Annotated in this window: 16 protein-coding genes and 1 riboswitch; of the genes, 9 read left to right on the forward strand and 7 right to left on the reverse strand. The window is 62.9% G+C overall.

Annotation, left to right across the window (positions count from 1 at the left end; translation table 11 throughout):
* Positions 1 to 56 precede the first annotated feature (56 nt).
* Together ehuA and ehuR are read right to left on the reverse strand one after the other, a co-directional pair.
* Positions 57 to 842 carry an ectoine/hydroxyectoine ABC transporter ATP-binding protein EhuA gene (gene ehuA / locus CIT31_RS12375; protein ID WP_095518806.1) on the reverse strand — a complete coding sequence of 262 codons (786 nt, stop codon included), beginning with the start codon at positions 840 to 842 and terminating at the stop codon, positions 57 to 59.
* A gap of 126 nt (positions 843 to 968) precedes the next feature.
* The gene (gene ehuR, locus CIT31_RS12380; RefSeq protein ID WP_095518807.1) at positions 969 to 2,354 is read right to left on the reverse strand and encodes a MocR-like ectoine utilization transcription factor EhuR; all 1,386 of its coding nucleotides are present in this window, start codon (positions 2,352 to 2,354) and stop codon (positions 969 to 971) included.
* 84 nt (positions 2,355 to 2,438) lie between these two features.
* Here ehuR and CIT31_RS12385 point away from each other — a divergent pair, with 84 nt between their 5' ends.
* The 4 genes from CIT31_RS12385 (at position 2,439) to CIT31_RS12400 (ending at position 7,083) form a co-directional block, all read left to right on the forward strand.
* Entirely contained in the window at positions 2,439 to 2,930 is a 492-nt protein-coding gene (locus CIT31_RS12385) for an Lrp/AsnC family transcriptional regulator (protein WP_095518808.1), read from the forward strand.
* A 129-nt stretch (positions 2,931 to 3,059) separates the two neighbouring features.
* Positions 3,060 to 4,553 (forward strand): NAD-dependent succinate-semialdehyde dehydrogenase, encoded by a 1,494-nt coding sequence (locus tag CIT31_RS12390; RefSeq protein WP_095518809.1) that lies wholly within the window; start codon positions 3,060 to 3,062, stop codon positions 4,551 to 4,553.
* A gap of 32 nt (positions 4,554 to 4,585) precedes the next feature.
* The gene (locus CIT31_RS12395; protein WP_095518810.1) at positions 4,586 to 5,965 is read left to right on the forward strand and encodes an aspartate aminotransferase family protein; all 1,380 of its coding nucleotides are present in this window, start codon (positions 4,586 to 4,588) and stop codon (positions 5,963 to 5,965) included.
* 8 nt (positions 5,966 to 5,973) lie between these two features.
* Complete coding sequence (locus tag CIT31_RS12400) at positions 5,974 to 7,083, forward strand: alcohol dehydrogenase family protein (protein WP_095518811.1); 1,110 nt, start codon at positions 5,974 to 5,976, stop codon at positions 7,081 to 7,083.
* Between the two features lie 9 nt (positions 7,084 to 7,092).
* Here the strand turns inward: CIT31_RS12400 and CIT31_RS12405 are convergent, their stop codons facing one another.
* The 3 genes from CIT31_RS12405 to CIT31_RS12415 all read right to left on the reverse strand — a co-directional run bounded on the left by CIT31_RS12405 (position 7,093) and on the right by CIT31_RS12415 (position 10,579).
* The gene (locus CIT31_RS12405; protein ID WP_095518812.1) at positions 7,093 to 7,701 is read right to left on the reverse strand and encodes a YkoF family thiamine/hydroxymethylpyrimidine-binding protein; all 609 of its coding nucleotides are present in this window, start codon (positions 7,699 to 7,701) and stop codon (positions 7,093 to 7,095) included.
* A riboswitch (TPP riboswitch) is annotated at positions 7,692 to 7,803 on the reverse strand. It overlaps the preceding gene by 10 nt.
* 628 nt (positions 7,804 to 8,431) lie before the next feature.
* Positions 8,432 to 9,070, reverse strand: a complete 639-nt coding sequence (locus tag CIT31_RS12410; RefSeq protein ID WP_133116140.1) for a hypothetical protein — start codon at positions 9,068 to 9,070, stop codon at positions 8,432 to 8,434.
* Positions 9,071 to 9,202: 132 nt separating this feature from the next.
* On the reverse strand, positions 9,203 to 10,579 hold the full coding sequence (locus tag CIT31_RS12415; protein WP_095518814.1) for an aspartate aminotransferase family protein: 1,377 nt from the start codon (positions 10,577 to 10,579) through the stop codon (positions 9,203 to 9,205).
* A gap of 149 nt (positions 10,580 to 10,728) precedes the next feature.
* On the opposite strand from CIT31_RS12415, the gene CIT31_RS35730 reads away from it, so the two are divergent.
* The 5 genes from CIT31_RS35730 to CIT31_RS12440 all read left to right on the forward strand — a co-directional run bounded on the left by CIT31_RS35730 (position 10,729) and on the right by CIT31_RS12440 (position 14,490).
* Entirely contained in the window at positions 10,729 to 10,851 is a 123-nt protein-coding gene (locus CIT31_RS35730) for a hypothetical protein (RefSeq protein ID WP_280950329.1), read from the forward strand.
* Positions 10,852 to 10,853: 2 nt separating this feature from the next.
* A complete protein-coding gene (locus CIT31_RS12420) occupies positions 10,854 to 11,972 on the forward strand; it encodes an NAD(P)/FAD-dependent oxidoreductase (RefSeq protein ID WP_095518815.1) in 1,119 nt (372 codons plus the stop codon).
* Between the two features lie 115 nt (positions 11,973 to 12,087).
* Entirely contained in the window at positions 12,088 to 12,312 is a 225-nt protein-coding gene (locus CIT31_RS12425; RefSeq protein ID WP_095518816.1) for a hypothetical protein, read from the forward strand.
* Between the two features lie 499 nt (positions 12,313 to 12,811).
* Positions 12,812 to 13,228, forward strand: coding sequence for a hypothetical protein (locus CIT31_RS12435; protein WP_245316195.1), 417 nt, complete (start codon positions 12,812 to 12,814; stop codon positions 13,226 to 13,228).
* Positions 13,229 to 13,299: 71 nt separating this feature from the next.
* The gene (locus CIT31_RS12440; protein WP_095518818.1) at positions 13,300 to 14,490 is read left to right on the forward strand and encodes an NADH-quinone oxidoreductase subunit D; all 1,191 of its coding nucleotides are present in this window, start codon (positions 13,300 to 13,302) and stop codon (positions 14,488 to 14,490) included.
* Between the two features lie 16 nt (positions 14,491 to 14,506).
* Here the strand turns inward: CIT31_RS12440 and CIT31_RS12445 are convergent, their stop codons facing one another.
* Both CIT31_RS12445 and CIT31_RS12450 read right to left on the reverse strand, forming a co-directional pair.
* The gene (locus CIT31_RS12445; RefSeq protein WP_095518819.1) at positions 14,507 to 15,259 is read right to left on the reverse strand and encodes a metallophosphoesterase family protein; all 753 of its coding nucleotides are present in this window, start codon (positions 15,257 to 15,259) and stop codon (positions 14,507 to 14,509) included.
* Positions 15,252 to 16,064: a nucleotidyltransferase family protein gene (locus CIT31_RS12450; RefSeq protein ID WP_095518820.1), complete on the reverse strand. Its 813-nt coding sequence runs from the start codon at positions 16,062 to 16,064 to the stop codon at positions 15,252 to 15,254. Before CIT31_RS12450 ends, CIT31_RS12445 begins: the two co-directional genes overlap by 8 nt.
* Positions 16,065 to 16,199: the final 135 nt, after the last annotated feature.

Here is a 16,199-nt window from a genome sequence, read left to right on the forward strand (position 1 = left end):
TCTACGGGACGGCTTCGCCGCCCCTTGAGGACGGCTTCGCCGCCTTGGCATGGCGGTCAGACGCGATGTCCGGCCGCGATGATCTTCTTCAGGAAGCCTTGCGTGCGCTCCTGCTTGGGATTGCGGAAAATCTCGTCGGGCTTGCCTTCTTCGACTATCTTCCCGCGGTCGAAAAACAGCACCCGGTCGGCGAAATCATGGGCAAAACCCATTTCATGGGTGACGAGCAGCATGGTCATGTCTGTCTCGGAGCAGAGCCGCCACAACACGTTCAGCACCTCCTCGACCAGTTCCGGATCGAGCGCCGATGTCACCTCGTCAAACAGCATGATCCTGGGCTGCAGCGCCAGCGCCCGGGCGATCGCCACGCGCTGCTTCTGCCCTCCGGAGAGCTGCGCCGGCATCGCTTTCGCCTTGTCGGCCATGCCGACCATGTCGAGCAGTTCCATCGCCCGTTTTTCGGCGGCGGCGCGCGGTATGCCCTTGGTCAAGATCGGCGCCAGCGTGACGTTGTCGATGACACTCTTGTGCGGAAACAGGTTGAACAGCTGGAAGACCATGCCGATCTTCTGGCGCATTCTTGCCAGATGCCGTTCGTCGGCGGGTAGCAACTGGCCGTTGCGCTCCATGTGGTAGAGCTGCTCGCCGTCGATCTGGATGTGGCCGCTGTCGATCCTCTCCAGCGTCATCAGGATGCGCAGGATCGTCGTCTTGCCCGAGCCGGATGGGCCGATCAGCGCCAGCTTCTCGCGCGGCATGACCTGCATCGACAGGCCGTCCAACACCTTGAAGGTGCCGAAGCTTTTCGAAATGCCGTCGATCTTGATGATGGGCGCGGACAATGAATTCCCCGTTGCTGGAGAAGCTTGGTGCCTTCAACGATGCGGAACGCGCCAAATCATGTCAATCAGGAAAATAAACTCATGACAATGTTTTCTGGCTCCGCACAATTCCGCGGCGATCTTTGCCTAGATCGCCAGCAGGAGATGCTCCGGATCGCCGAGCAGAAGTTTGGTGACAACGCTCAGGCCGGCGCGCAGTTCCTCCTCGGTAGTCGAGCCCAGCGAGATGCGCACTGCCGGCTGCCAGGGCTCCTGGGAAATACGGAAGGATGTGCCTGGCGCGATCGCCACGCCCTGCAAACGGGCCTGCGAGACGAAACTCTCCTCGGCGCGGTCGCCGGGTAGCCGCAGCCACAGATGCAATCCGTCGCGATGGACACGATAGTCGACCCCGGCAAGCACCTGAGCGGCAATCTCCTGCCGCCGCCGCAGTGCCGAACGTTGCCAGCCGACAAGCTCCATCGCCGTGCCGTCGGTCACCCATTTTGTCGCGATCTCCGCCACCAGCGGCGTCGCCATCCAGTTGGAGACGAGATGCCGGTTGGCGACGGCGGCGACATAGCGGTCGGGCGCCGCGAGATAACCAATGCGCAGGCCTGGCACCACGATCTTGGTGAAGGAGGTGACGTAGAGCGTGCGCTCGGGCGCGAAGGCGGCGACCGGCGGCGGACGCCCCTCGACCAGCGGGCCGAGCACGTCGTTCTCGATGATGGCGATGTCATGCCTGCGCGCCACCGCGGCGATCTGCTCGCGCCGCGCGGCGTCCATAAGCGTTGCGGTCGGATTGATCACCGAGGGCTGCACGAACACGGCGCGAATGTCGGAAAGCTGGCACGCCTTGTCGAGCGCTTCCGGGATCAGGCCGTTGTCGTCGATCGGCAGGCCCTCGAGGTTGAAGCCGAGATAGCGCGCCAGCGGGATCAGCGTGTGATGGCCGATCGCCTCGGTGGCGACCGTCGAACCGGGCGGCGCCACGCTCATCAGCGCCACCGTCATGCCCGCCGTGGCGCCGTTGGTCAGGCTGACATTCTGCGACGACACATCGAGACCGCACAGCCGCAGCCATTCGACCGCCACCGCGCGGTGGCGCGGGAACACCATGTTCGGCCGGAACGACAGCGCCGAGCTCGACGGCAGGTTCTCGGCAAGCCAGCCCAGCGCCTGCTTCAGCCGCTCCAGATGCATCGGCTCGCAGACCGGCTTCAGGATGGAGAGGTCGATGACCTCGCCAAGGCGTTCCGGCAGGTAGGGCGGCTCCGGCTCGCGGCGCTGCGTCTGGACAAAGCTGCCGCGGCCGATCTCGCCGGAGATGAGACCCCGACGGATCAGTTCCTCATAGGCGCGGCTGACCGTCTGCACGGATAGCTTCAGGTCGTCGGCCAGCCGGCGATGCGTCGGCAGCCGCGCGCCGTTGGCCAAGCGGCCATCATGAATGGCGCGCGCGAACTGATCGGCGAGCGATTGATAGGCCGGCCGCCGGATGAGCGCGGGATCTGGACGCCACAATGTCATGACTTATTAGAGATCGAAATCAGTGCAATTGACAATCGAAATAATGCGCCGTCATGGTGTCGGGACTGAAAAAAGTGGACACTTATGGCCGCACCGAAACTCGATCAGATCGACCTGAAAATCCTCGACGCGGTCCAGCGCGACGGCCGCATCACCAAGCTGGCGCTCGCCGACAAGGTCGGCCTGTCACCGACGCCGTGCTGGATGCGGCTGCGCAAGCTGGAGAAGGCCGGCATCGTCTCCGGCTATCACGCCAAGGTCGCGATGCGCGCCGTCGCGCCGGTCGCCACCGTACTGATGGAGGTGACGCTGGCCAGCCACCGCCAGACCGATTTCGACCGTTTCGAGCGCGTCATCCGCGACATCCCCGAAATTGTCGCCTGCTGGTCGGTGGGCGGCGGCGTCGATTATCTGCTGAAAGTGATGGCGCGCGACATCGACGCCTACCAGCGGCTGGTCGACGTCCTGCTCGAACGCGAGATCGGCATCGACCGCTATTTCACCTACATCGTCACCAAGACGGTGAAGGAGGAAATGGCCTTGCCGGTGGCCGATCTGTTGCCGGCGTCGTCGTAACGCTAGAGAGTTCGTCTGCCGGGGCGATGCAATAGAGACAATCTCTCTACACGCGGGCGCCGAAACAGCCTCTTTGTCCGGGCCGCGCGAATAGTCTTCCCGTATCACTTCGAACCGGGAGACTTCGAAATGTCCGCGCATTTTGCCCGCCCACAACGCCACGAAGCGCTTGACCGTCTAGCCGACCGCCGGCTGCTGCGCGAACTCGCCTATGTCGACGGCCACTGGACTGCGAGTGAAGCCGCCGAGAGCTTCGAGGTAATCGATCCTGCCACAGGCATCACCGTTGCCTGGGTTGCCGCGCTCGATAGCAGGCAGACGAGCAAGGCGATCGACGCGGCCTCCCGCGCCTTTCCCGCCTGGCGCGCGGCTCTCCCACAGGAACGCGCGAGAATTCTTAGAAAATGGTTCGACCTGATCATCGCTGCCAAGGATGATCTGGCGCTGTTGATGACGCTCGAACAGGGCAAGCCGTTTAGGGAAGCGCTTGGCGAGATCGACTACGCCGCCTCCTTCGTCGAGTGGTATGCCGAGGAGGCAAAACGCCTCAACGCCGAAAGCGTCAGCAGCCACTTGCCAAACGCCGAGATGATGGTGCGGCGCGAACCGCTCGGCGTCGTCGGCGTTGTCACCCCGTGGAATTTTCCCGCGGCCATGCTGACCCGCAAGGCGGCGGCCGCCCTTGCCGCCGGCTGCACCATCGTCGCGCACCCTTCGTCGGAAACCCCGCTGTCGGCACTGGCGCTGGCCGAACTCGGGGAACGCGCCGGCCTGCCGGCAGGCGTCTTCAACGTTCTCACCGGCAAGGCTTCGACCATTGTTGGGCGGATGTGCGAAGACGCTCGCATACGCGCCATGAGTTTCACTGGCTCGACCGAGATCGGCAGGCTGATCGCCGCGCAAAGTGCGCCGACGATGAAGCGGCTGGTGATGGAGCTTGGCGGCCATGCGCCGCTGATCGTCTTCGCCGACGCCGATCCCGACAAGGCTGTGGCCATCGCCGTCGATGCCAAATTCGCCACCTCCGGCCAGGATTGCCTCGCCGCCAACCGCATCTATGTCCAGCGTCCGATCTACGATCGTTTCTGCGCCGCCTTCGCCAGGCGCATCGAGACGCTGCGGACCGGCAATGGCCTGGCTGATGACACCGACATCGGGCCTTTGATGCATGAGCGCGGGGTCAAGAAGGTCGAGGAGCAGGTCGCCGATGCGCTCGCCCATGGCGCACGCTGCCTCACCGGCGGCAAACGCGATTCTGCAGGACCGCTGTTCTACCGCCCGACCCTGCTCGCCGATGTCACCGACGCCGCGCTGATCATGCGCGAGGAAACTTTTGGTCCGGTCGCCGCCGTGACGCCCTTCGACAGCGAGGATGAGGTCATCGCTCGCGCCAACGCCACCGAATACGGGCTTGTCGCCTATGTCGTCACCGAGAACGGCGGCCGCCAATTGCGCATGGGCCGCGCGCTCGACTATGGCATGGTCGCCATCAACCGCGTGAAGATCACCGGCGCGCCGATCCCCTTCGGCGGCGTCAAACAGTCCGGCATCGGCCGCGAGGGCTCGCGCCACGGGCTCGAAGCCTTTACCGATCTCAAATATCTCTGCCTGGACGTCGCGTAAGCCGCTGACACTTTTCCTCAGGAGTAAAAAAGATGCTCGACCAGTCCAACGAACTCGCCGCCTGGGACCGCGACCACTTCTTCCATCCCTCGACCCATATGGGTACCCACGCGCGCGGCGAGAGCCCGACCCGCGTGATCGCCGGCGGCGAAGGCGTCACCATCTGGGACAACAATGGCCGCAAGAGCATCGATGCCTTCGCCGGCCTCTATTGCGTCAATGTCGGCTATGGCCGGCAGAAGATCGCCGACGCCATCGCCGCGCAAGCCAAGAACCTCGCCTATTACCACGCCTATGTCGGCCACGGTACCGAGGCGTCGATCAAGCTTTCCAAGATGATCATCGACCGCGCCCCGCAAGGTATGTCGAGGGTTTATTTCGGCCTTTCCGGCTCCGACGCCAACGAAACCAACATCAAGCTGATCTGGTACTACAACAACGTGCTCGGCCGGCCGGAGAAGAAGAAGATCATCTCGCGCTGGCGCGGCTATCACGGCTCAGGCGTGATGACGGGGTCGCTGACCGGGCTCGACCTGTTCCACAACGCCTTCGACCTGCCGCGTGCGCCGATCCTGCACACCGAAGCGCCCTACTATTTCCGCCGCGCCGACCGCTCGATGAGCGAGGAACAGTTTTCCCAACACTGCGCCGACAAGCTCGAAGAGATGATCCTGGCTGAGGGGCCGGACACGGTCGCCGCCTTCATCGGTGAGCCGATCCTCGGCACCGGCGGCATCGTACCGCCGCCCGCTCTCTACTGGGAAAAGATCCAGGCGGTGCTGAAGAAATATGATGTGCTGCTGGTCGCCGACGAGGTCGTTACCGGCTTCGGCCGGTTGGGCACCATGTTCGGCTCCGACCGTTACGGCATCAGGCCCGACCTGATCACCATCGCCAAGGGCCTGACCTCGGCCTATGCGCCGCTGTCGGGCGTCATCGTCTCGGACAAGGTCTGGCAGGTGCTGGTGCAGGGTTCCGACAAGCTCGGCTCGCTCGGCCATGGCTGGACCTATTCAGCGCATCCGATCTGCGTTGCCGCCGGTGTCGCCAACCTCGAACTGATCGACGAGATGGACCTGGTGACCAACGCCGCCGAGACAGGCGCCTATTTCCGTGCCGAACTGGCGAAAGCCGTCAGCGGCCATAAAAACGTCGGCGAGGTGCGCGGTGACGGCATGCTGGCGGCAATCGAGTTCGTCGCCGACAGAAATGATCGCGTGTTCTTCGATGCATCGCAAAAGATCGGGCCGCAGGTCGCAACCGCCCTCGCCGCAAGCGGTGTCATCGGCCGCGCCATGCCGCAGGGCGACATTCTCGGCTTTGCGCCGCCGCTCTGCCTCACCCGCGAAGAGGCCGACATCATCGTCTCGAAGACGGCCGATGCGGTGAAAAGCGTGTTTGCAAACATCTGAAGATCGACATGAACGCCATGACCAAAACCCTCCCCGCCACCATGGCCGCCGTGCAGCTGACCGGTCACGGCGGGCCGGAAAAGCTCGTCTACCGCACCGACGTGAAAGTGCCCTCGCCCGCCCCAGGTGAAGTGCTGGTCAAGGTCACCGCTTGCGGCATGAACAACACCGATGTCTGGGTGCGTCAGGGCGCCTATGGCACGGAAGAAGATGCTGCCGCGGTATCGACTTGGCGCCGCCAAGGCAACACGCTGACTTTCCCGCGCATCCAGGGCACAGACACGGTCGGCCACATCGTCGCCGTCGGCGATGGCGTCTCGCCGGACCGTATCTGCGAGCGGGTGATGGTCGATTTCTCGATCTACAACCGCGACGACGATTCCCTCGCCGACATCGACTATATGGGCCACGGCCGTGACGGCGGCTATGCCGAATACCAGGCTGTGCCGGCCGAGAACGCCCATGTCGTCGATACCGAAATGACCGATGTCGAACTCGCCACCTTCTGCTGCGCCTATCTCACAGGCGAACAGATGCTGGAACGTGCCGCACTAAGAGTTGGCGAGCGTGTGCTGGTCACTGGCGCTTCTGGCGGCGTCGGCTCCGGCATCGTGCAGCTGGCGCGGGCGCGCGGCGCCATCCCCTATGCCGTCGTCGGCAAGGGCAAGGAACAGGCGGTGCTCGACATCGGGGCCGAAGCGGTGATCACTCGTGGCATCGCCGACCTGCCCGCCGCCGTGAACGCAGCGACCGAGGGCCGGCCGATCGACGTGGTTGCTGACCTGGTCGGCGGCGCCATGTTCAACGACCTCTTGCGCATCCTCAGGCCCGAAGGTCGCTACACGACGGCCGGCGCGATTGCCGGCCCGGTCGTGCAGCTCGATCTGCGCACTATGTATCTCAAGCAGTTGCAGCTGCACGGGTCCAGTCAGGGCACGCGACTCGATTTCCGCCGTATCGTCCGCTACATCGAGGACAAGAAGATCCGACCGCTGGTCGGCGGCGTCTACAAGCTCTCCGATTTCCACCGCGCCCAGGCGGATTTCATTGCCAAGGATTTCGTCGGCAAGCTGGTGGTCGTTCCGGATGCCGTCTCGGATCTCGCTGCAACCCGTTGACAGCCAAGGCTAACGAGGGCTCGGGCTGTTCGCCGACACGGTAAGGTCGAGCGCGACATGGCCTTGCGGCGCGCCGAAGCGAAGGAAAGCTTCCGACAGCGTCGCGAACACCGGTCCAGCGTCGCCCCTCAGCTTCGTGCAGAAATTCTTCGACCTGTCGAAGACCCCCGAGGCCTTGAGGAAGTCGATGCAGCCGTAGATCTCGTCCATGTGGTGGCCCTCGCCGAGCGGATAGAGCGAGAACTGCGCGGCGACCTCTTGTCCGAGTTTTTTCGCACCGTCGACATGCGCCCGCGCCGCGCCGATGCGCTCGGCCAGGGACAGCTCGTGGCTGCTGCCGGAAATCGGTGTGCAGATCGGATCGTCAGGCTCGCCAGGGCAGCCACGCGACACCGTCGCCGACAACACGCAATGCACACCACTTGCCGCCGCCGAGGCGAACAGATCGCGTATGGCCGGAAAAAGCTGTTCCGGCGGGCCGACGATCAGCGTCGAGATGTCGTCGGTCTCAATGCGGAAATTCGGCCGATAGAAATCCATCGCCGAAATTGCCTTGAGGATGACGCCGACGAAATCATCGCACATCGGATACAGGGAAATCTGTGCACCTGAAAACATAGTCGCCTCGCTCCGCTGGCATTACCCAGATCAGCTTGAGGGACCGAAGGCTTGCACCTTCCATCTCAGCCCCGGCAATACGGAGCGCCCCTGTCGATATGGGCGACGTAGCAGCTGTGCGAACGATGTTCAAGCAATGGCCAGCTCTAATTTAGTCTGGCATCGTGCTGCAGGAGCCGAACTTTCTCCTCAAGCGCGTTTCCATGCGGAAACAACGCTGAACCCTTCAGCGCGATGGACGACTTGCTCTCGAGCACCGCACGAGGATTTGCTCCGGGCCACCTAACCCATCGCAGCATACGCCTCGGTGACGATCCGCTGGCACTCGATGAGGCGGCGCGGAGCCTTAGAGCATCCGAAAGGTAACCGCCGGCTGTCCAGGCAGCCCATCGCTGTACCCGACACACCGCCGCAGATTTTCAATCTCCGCCCCCCAAGCGGACCGCCGCACCGGCCGAACAACTGAACGCCCGCGCCTCTGGCGGAGAGAGCGGGCCGATCGGGTCGCGGTCCTGTTTCATGACGTTGGACTGAGATCGCGGTTTCGCCTTCGACGCTCGATGATGCGTCCGTTTCGACGAACAGCGTCGGCTGCCATCAGCGCCGGGAATGTTCCAGCCTCACGGCGAGCGGGCCCTGTCCTGATGAGTTCCGTCAGCGTCGCCGAGCGCTACGTTCCCCACACGAAGTCGAGGTCTGCCCGCATCGCGTGTTGGTAGAAAGCAGTGCATCAGCCCGGTTCGATTATCGCTCCCTCCACAAAACCAGTGACGAAGGTTTTGACCCGTCGATCAGCATGGCCAGCCATCCACGTCATCGCCGCTGGTCCAACCCACAGCGACCGGTCGGGCGCACTTGGGTTTGCTGACCTGGATGGTCCGGCCGGTGCGTCCGGCCGTTGCGGATTGCGCCACTGAACGACCGAGTTCCGGTAGGTTCTCTTGATTGCACGGCACAGGAACTTGTACCTGCGTTCGACGTTGGCCGCGGCGTTAGCTTCCGCAGGTCCCGTCGAGATCGCGAAACTGCCCTCCACTATGACCGTTTCGGTCATCTTGCATCGCAGGAATTGAATCGTGGAATTCTCATCACGGCAATACCAATCGTTATGTGCCTGAATGAACTCCGCTGAAAGCCGTGGCAGGTCCTCGGGAGACCAGATCATGCAGTAGCTGCCGATAGCAGAAATGTCTCGAGTGGTTGGAGGCGTGACCGTCTTCCACCGCGGGCCATCGACGAACAGGATAGCCGGATCGCGCAAAAGTTCGGTTACCAGAGCAGCCTCGTCATCAGTATGCATAATGAAACGAAGTTGGCTTCTCATTGTTCGACCCAATCGAGCAAGATGTCCGGTCGCGAAGACTTTCACGACCACATCCGTTTTGGAACACGGAAACAGGTCCTTAGCACTAGTCCCTAAAGTTCGTCCTTAACCCGGCTAGCCGAACGCGCTGTCAGCAGCCCGAGCAGGCATAGCAGTCCGCCGAGGCAGTTTTTTGTTTCAGGTTTCAGGTCCGACCTGCTTGACCGCGGCTTCGAGTGATCTTTCAAACGCGTCGACCACCTGATCGACCTGGGGTTCGGTGATGATCAGCGGCGGGCAGAAGGCCAGCGCGTCGCCCATGTTGCGCGAGATGACGCCGTTCTGTTGCATAAAGCCGTTGACGAGCCCGCCCAGCGCGCCGGCCGTCTCCCACGGCGCCTTGCTCGCCTGGTCGCCGACCAGTTCGACCGCCGCGATCAGGCCGACGCCGCGCACCTCGCCGACAAGCGGGTGCGAAGCGAGGTTGCGCAACCGTTTCTGCAAATGCGCGCCGACCGTGCGCGCATTGCCGACAAGGTCGCGCTCCTCGATCAGCTTTAGGTTCTCGAACGCGACCGCGGCCGCAACGGGATGGCCGCCGCCGGTGAAGCCGTGACCGAAGGTACCGATCCGGTTGCTTTCGTCGGCAATCGGCTCGAACATTTTCTCGTTGATCAGCAGGGCCGAGATCGGCAGGTAGGATGAAGAGATCTGTTTCGACAGCACCATGATGTCGGGCCTGATACCGAAGGTCTGCGAGCCGAACATTTCGCCGGTTCGGCCAAAGCCGCAGATGACTTCGTCGGCAACGAGCAGGATGTCGTATTTCGACAGCACCGCCTGGATCTTCTCCCAGTAGCCGGCCGGCGGAACGATGACGCCGCCGGCGCCCATGATCGGTTCGCCGAAGAAGGCGGCGATGGTTTCCGGGCCCTCGGCCAGGATCAGCTTTTCCAGGTCGTCGGCAAGCCGGCTCGAAAACTGCTTTTCGCTCTCGCCAGGCAGCGCCTCGCGCCAGTGGTGCGGCGTCGACGTGTGCAGCACATTGGCGATCGGCAGGTCGAAAGAAATGTGGTTGTTGGGCAGGCCGGTCAGGCTTGCCGCGGCAATGGTGACGCCGTGATAGCCGCGATTGCGGCTGATGATCTTCTTGCGTGCCGGCTGGCCGAGCGCGTTGGACCGGTACCAGATCATCTTCATGGCCGTATCGTTGGCCTCGGAGCCGGAATTGGTGAAATACGCCTTGCTCATCGACACTGGCGCCATCTGCACAAGCTTCTCGGCGAGATCGATCAGCGGCGAATGCGATTTGGAACCGAAGTCGTGATAGTAAGGCAGCTTGGACATCTGGCGCACCGCCGCGTCCACCAGCCGCTTCTCGGAGAAGCCGACCGCGACGCTCCAAAGCCCGGCCATCGCTTCGATATAGCGGTTCCCGGCGAGATCCTCGACATAGATGCCGTCGCCCTTCTCGATGACGAGCGGCCCTGCTTCCTCATGCTTGCGGGCATTGGTGTAGCCGTGCAGGTGGTAGCTGATGTCGCGAGCTTCGGGAGAATTCGGTCGAGCGTCCATGATGGTTCCTGTCCTGCATGCCGGGACGTGGGTCCTGCCGCCGTTCGGCGCGCATCGGCAGGTCCCTCTGGCATTAATGCTGTTTGGTGCATCTGTTTCTTGTAAGGGTGTCAAGCCCTTTCGAAAGCGCTGGCGGATGGACGGAAGACATGCAGAATTTCAGCTTCGAGGCCGCAGAACGCGAGAACCTGCGCCAAGCCCGCTGTGCGCATCGCCGAGACGTCATTCCTAAACGGCTCACCAGGCACAACATCGAGGCTGAGGTGGCCTGATCGTGGACCACGTCGACTGCATCGTTGCCGGCGCCGGGGTCGTCGGCCTCGCGATCGCGCGCGAGATGGCGCAGCGCGGCATGGACACCCTGATCCTCGAAGCCGAGAACGCCATCGGCACCGGGATTAGCTCGCGCAATTCCGAGGTTATCCATGCCGGCATCCACTATTCGGCCGGATCGCTGAAGGCCCGGCTCTGCGTGGTAGGCCGGGAAAAGCTCTACCGTTATTGCCAGGAGCGGGCGGTGCCGCATGCGCGCTGCGGCAAGCTCATCGTCGCCACGAATGCCGGACAGGAGCCGGTGCTCGCTTCCATCCTGGCCAACGCCTCTGCTTGCGGCGCGGGCAACCTGACGCCCTTAACCGCCGCCGAGGCGCGCAGGCTGGAGCCGAAGCTGCGATGCACGGCGGCCCTTTTGTCTCCCGCAACCGGCATCATCGACAGCCACGCCCTGATGCTGGCGCTGCTGGGCGACGCCGAGAAGCACGGGGCGACACTCAGCCTCAACACCCGCATCGTCGCCGGCCGCATCGAGAGTGGGCGCATCGTGCTCGACACGGTCGACAGCACCAGCGGCGGCTTTGAAATCGCCACCGCGCGCTTCATCAACGCCGCCGGGCTTGGCGCCACGGCACTTGCCGGCTCGCTTGACGGGCTCGAGCGGCAATTCGTGCCAGAACTACGCTACGCCAAGGGCAATTATTTTTCGGTCGCCGGCCGGGCGCCGTTCTCGCGACTGGTCTATCCCATACCCGAACCCGGCGGGCTCGGCGTGCATCTGACGCTCGACCTCGACGGCGTCGCCCGCTTCGGGCCTGACGTCGAATGGACGGATCAACTCGACTATCGCGTTGATCCAGCGCGTGGCGAGCGCTTTTACGACGAGGTCCGCAAATACTGGCCGGACCTCGCCGATGGCAGCCTGCAGCCGGCCTATAGCGGCATCCGGCCGAAGCTCTCCGGTCCCGGCGAAGCCAATGCCGACTTCGTCATCCAGGACGCGGCGGTGCACGGCGTGGAGAGCCTCGTCAATTTGTTCGGCATCGAGAGCCCCGGCCTGACCTCAAGCCTGGCGATCGCCGACCATGTCGCGCAGCGCCTCGCGCCGAAGGCAAGCTAACCGAGGCGACCTGCGCGAGCGTGCCCGCTGCCAAAAGCATAATCCAAAACGCCCGTAAGCCATCTGTGAGCCGGGGTCGCAGAACCTGGGTGCCTCGATTATCGGGACCATCGATATGAAGAACCGTTTCGAAGCCATACCGAACCCAAGCTGCCGGTTCGAGGTCTGGGACAATGAGACCGGCGAGCCCGTCGTCCATCGCGATCGGTTGCTCACCTTCCCCTCGGCGAAGTCGGCGGCAAGGATCGCCGACTTCCTCAACCACAGCCGCAGCCACCGGTGCCGCGCCGGCGCCGCCGAATGGCGCGTTGCGGACCGCGATGTCGGCTGGGGAGAATGACCGCCAAGCTGCTCAACCTCGCGATCGGCTTATGGCGGAGCTTCGCCGGCTCCCCTTCGAACTCGCCATGACCGATGAACCAAGCCGTGAGCCAGCGCGCGATCCCCAGGATTTGGAGCGCCTGCTGTCTCGGCAGTGGGAGGGAGACATCTACGGCATGGCCGCGCTTTTTGAACCCAACGCCGTCGTCGACAGCGGTGAGGGGCGACTGACGCTGGGCCGCGAAGCGATCCGGGCACTCTTCGCGGACATCATCGCAACGGGCCGAAAATTTGTGGCCGGAAAATCAGCCCCGCCTGTTATCAGCGGAGATTTTGGCACTCACGTCAACCCGCCTTCCCGATGGCACCGTAACCGCCGAGGTCGCCCGCCGCCAGGGCGACGGGACATGGCTATGGGTCATCGATCGATTCGCCGTTGCGTAGCGTCGGCCTGACGCATGTACTCACCGACGGCCTTATCCTTGACGGACCGGGAACCATAATCCGGCACAATGGTTGTGTGGTCACCAAGTGCGCAGCCGATCCACGCGCAATCCACCGACCCGCAGCTTCCCCAAATCGCACCCACTGCCCCGGAAGCCCTGCCCGATCCAACCCTGCCCGACCAGACGCCGCCTGACCAGACGCCGCCTGACCAGGCCCTGCCCGACCAAGCCGTGCCGGATCAAGGCTTCACCGACCAGAACTTTACTGGCATTGCGATCGTCGCCCTCGAGGATTTGCCTCCGGAGCTCAAAACACAAGCCGAGGCCGTGATCACCCAGGAAGATCTGCTTACCCTGCAGAGCTCGATCGATGCGTCGCCGCAGGCAGCAACGGCGCTGGCGGCGAGCGGCCTGGATTCCTCGCAAGTTGTCGCCGCCAACATCGACGGCAATGGCACGCTGACGCTAATCATCCAGACAACGACCTGATCGGCGGTCCGGCGTGGCGGCCGGAGCACTCGGCTTCGGCCGTAAGAACCCAGTACGGCGGGAACACCGTCATGGTCGAAGCCGCAGTTCGCAACTTCACCCTCAACTTCGGGCCGCAGCATCCCTCTGCTCACGGCGTTCTGCGGCTGGTGCTGGAACTGGACGGCGAGATCGTCGACTGCGCCGATCCCCATATCGGCCTGCTCCACCGCGGCACGGAAAAACTTATCGAGTACAAGACCTATCTGCAGGCCCTGCCCTATTTCGACCGGCTCGATTACGTGGCGCCGATGAACCAGGAGCATGCGTTCTGCCTCGCCGCCGAGAAGCTGCTCGAAATCTCGGTCCCGAAGCGCGGACAGCTCATCCGTGTTCTCTTTTGCGAAATCGGCCGGCTCTTGTCGCATCTCCTCAACGTTACGACACAGGCCATGGACATTGGCGCGCTCACCCCGCCGCTCTGGGGTTTCGCCGAGCGCGAGAAGCTGATGGTTTTCTACGAGCGCGCCTCCGGCGCCCGCATGCATGCTAATTATTTCAGGGTCGGCGGCGTGCATCAGGACTTGCCTGCGAAGCTTCTGGACGACATCTGGGCTTTCTGCGACCCGTTCCTCAAGGTCTGCGACAACCTCGACGAATTGCTCACCGGCAACCGCATCTTCAAGCAGCGCAATGTCGATGTCGGTGTGATCGGGCAGGACGACGCCTGGGCCTGGGGCTTCTCCGGCCCCATGGTGCGCGGGTCGGGAGCGGCATGGGATTTGCGCAAGGCACAGCCATATGAATGCTACCCCGAGATGGATTTCGACATTCCGATCGGCAAGAACGGCGACTGCTATGACCGCTATCTCGTCCGCATGGAGGAAATGCGCCAATCGGTCCGGATCATGAAGCAATGCCTGGAGAAATTGAGATCGCCCGAAGGCCGCGGGCCGGTCGCGATCCCGAACCAGAAGATCACGCCGCCCCCGCGGGCGTCGATGAAACGCTCAATGGAAGCGACGATCCACCACTTCAAACTCTACACAGAGGGTATTCGCGTGCCCGAAGGAGAGGTCTACGCCGCGGTGGAGGCGCCGAAGGGCGAGTTCGGCGTCTATCTGGTGTCGAACGGCAGCAATACTCCGTATCGATGCAAGATCCGGGCGCCGTCCTTTGCCCATTTGCAGGCGATGGATTTTCTGTCGCGGGGGCACATGATCGCCGATGTCGCTGCGATCATCGGGTCGCTCGATATCGTGTTCGGCGAGATCGACCGCTGACCACCCACAGGGCGTTTCAGATTTCGAGCAAGGCGTAAGGACGGCCGGTCGGCTTCACCACGTGCATGGCGACGTTATATACCGGGGCACCGCCGGGCGTGCGACCTTCATAGACGCCGCGATGCGCGTGGCCATGCACCACGGCGCTGACCTTGAACCGATCGATCGTCTCCGCCAGGCGCGACGAGCCCAGGAACGGAAAAATCTCCAATGGCTCGCCAGCGACTGTCTCGACGACCGGAGCGTAGTGCAGGACGACGAGCGTACGATTGGTGCGAACCTGCCGCATTGCGTTTTCGAGCCGCATCGACTCGCTGACGCTTTCAGCGACCATCGCCTTGATCGCCGGCTCGCCGAACGAGCCGAGCATGCGTGATCCAAAACCGCCAATGAAACCCTTCACGCCGACAAAGCCGACCTCCTTGATTTCCGCCGTCTGACCGTCAAGAAGATGGACGCCTGCCTGCCGAAGGATGTGGGCGACGTCCTCGACCGCACCGGATTCATAGTCATGGTTGCCGAGCACGGCGACGACCGGGATTGCGCAGGCGCGCAAATCCTCAGCAAGGATTTCGGCCTCTCGGGGCCTGCCGAGATTGGTGAGGTCGCCAGTGAGAACGAGGACGTCCGCTTCGCGCGAGACCTCGCCGAAGAGATCACGACAAGAGGTCTCGGCGTCTTCCTGCACGTGCAGGTCGCCAATAGCCGCAATCCTCACCGTGTCGCCGTTCCCAACCCTTGCCTTGGCGGTTATGCCCTTCTCAGCCATCACGAAATTCTCCTGTTCCACCGACGCCGGCAAAGCCCCATTCCTTAACGTCGATCTCGTAGTCAGTCGGCGAAAGCAGCCGTCCGCGGCAGATCTTCATTCGGGGAGTGGGCAGCTCCCTCTGCTTGGCGAGACGGTCAAGCAATTCGTCGAGCAGCCAGGCCGGTACATGATCGCGCTCGCTCGGATAGATCCATCGGAAATTGAGAAGCTGCATCAACAGCACCTCCCAATGAACTTCGAGGTAGGAAAGCAGCCGGTGCCAGTCGATCTGATCCTGCGCCTTGAGGAGTGTATGAGCGACGTCGGCGCCGTCATGGCGGCCTCTGTCTTGGATGAAGCACTTGGACCAGATAAGCTCGGTCGGACCGACGATCCGCACCCGACTGCCCAGCAAATCGATTTGCCTTGCGTGCTCCAACCACAGGTCGCTAACAGGCATGGTTCCGTTCGCCGAGGCGAATATGACGTCAAAGAAATGCGTGCCCTTGAAGACCTTGCCGAGCCACCGGTCATCCAATATCTCGACCGCATAACCGGCCTGCTTGAAATGAGCGAGAATGCGGGCGTAATCGCCGGCCTTGCAGAAAATGTCGAGATCCTTCGTCTGGCGCGTAACGCCTGTGTAGGCGCTCACCGCGTAGGTGCCGGCGACAAGAAAGGGAATGTCCGTCGCGGCAAGCTCGCGGATCGCCTCGGTGTAGAACACCTCGGCCTCGGCGTAGAGAAGCGTTGGCTCCGCTTTTGCGTCGATCGTCGGAACCGATGCCGGGATGGCGCGTCCCTTTGGAGAATCGTTGGTCATGAAATCGTGGCTCCGAGGCACCCGCAACCTGCAACTGTCCGTCTTTAAACAAAGCCGCCGCCCCATGGTTCCGTTGCCGACAAGGCGGAGCCTTTTTCGCCGCTAGTGAGTTGAAGGTGTGGACAAACCAGCGGC

Source organism: Mesorhizobium wenxiniae (genome assembly GCF_002284535.1).
Classification (GTDB): Bacteria; Pseudomonadota; Alphaproteobacteria; order Rhizobiales; family Rhizobiaceae; genus Mesorhizobium; species Mesorhizobium wenxiniae.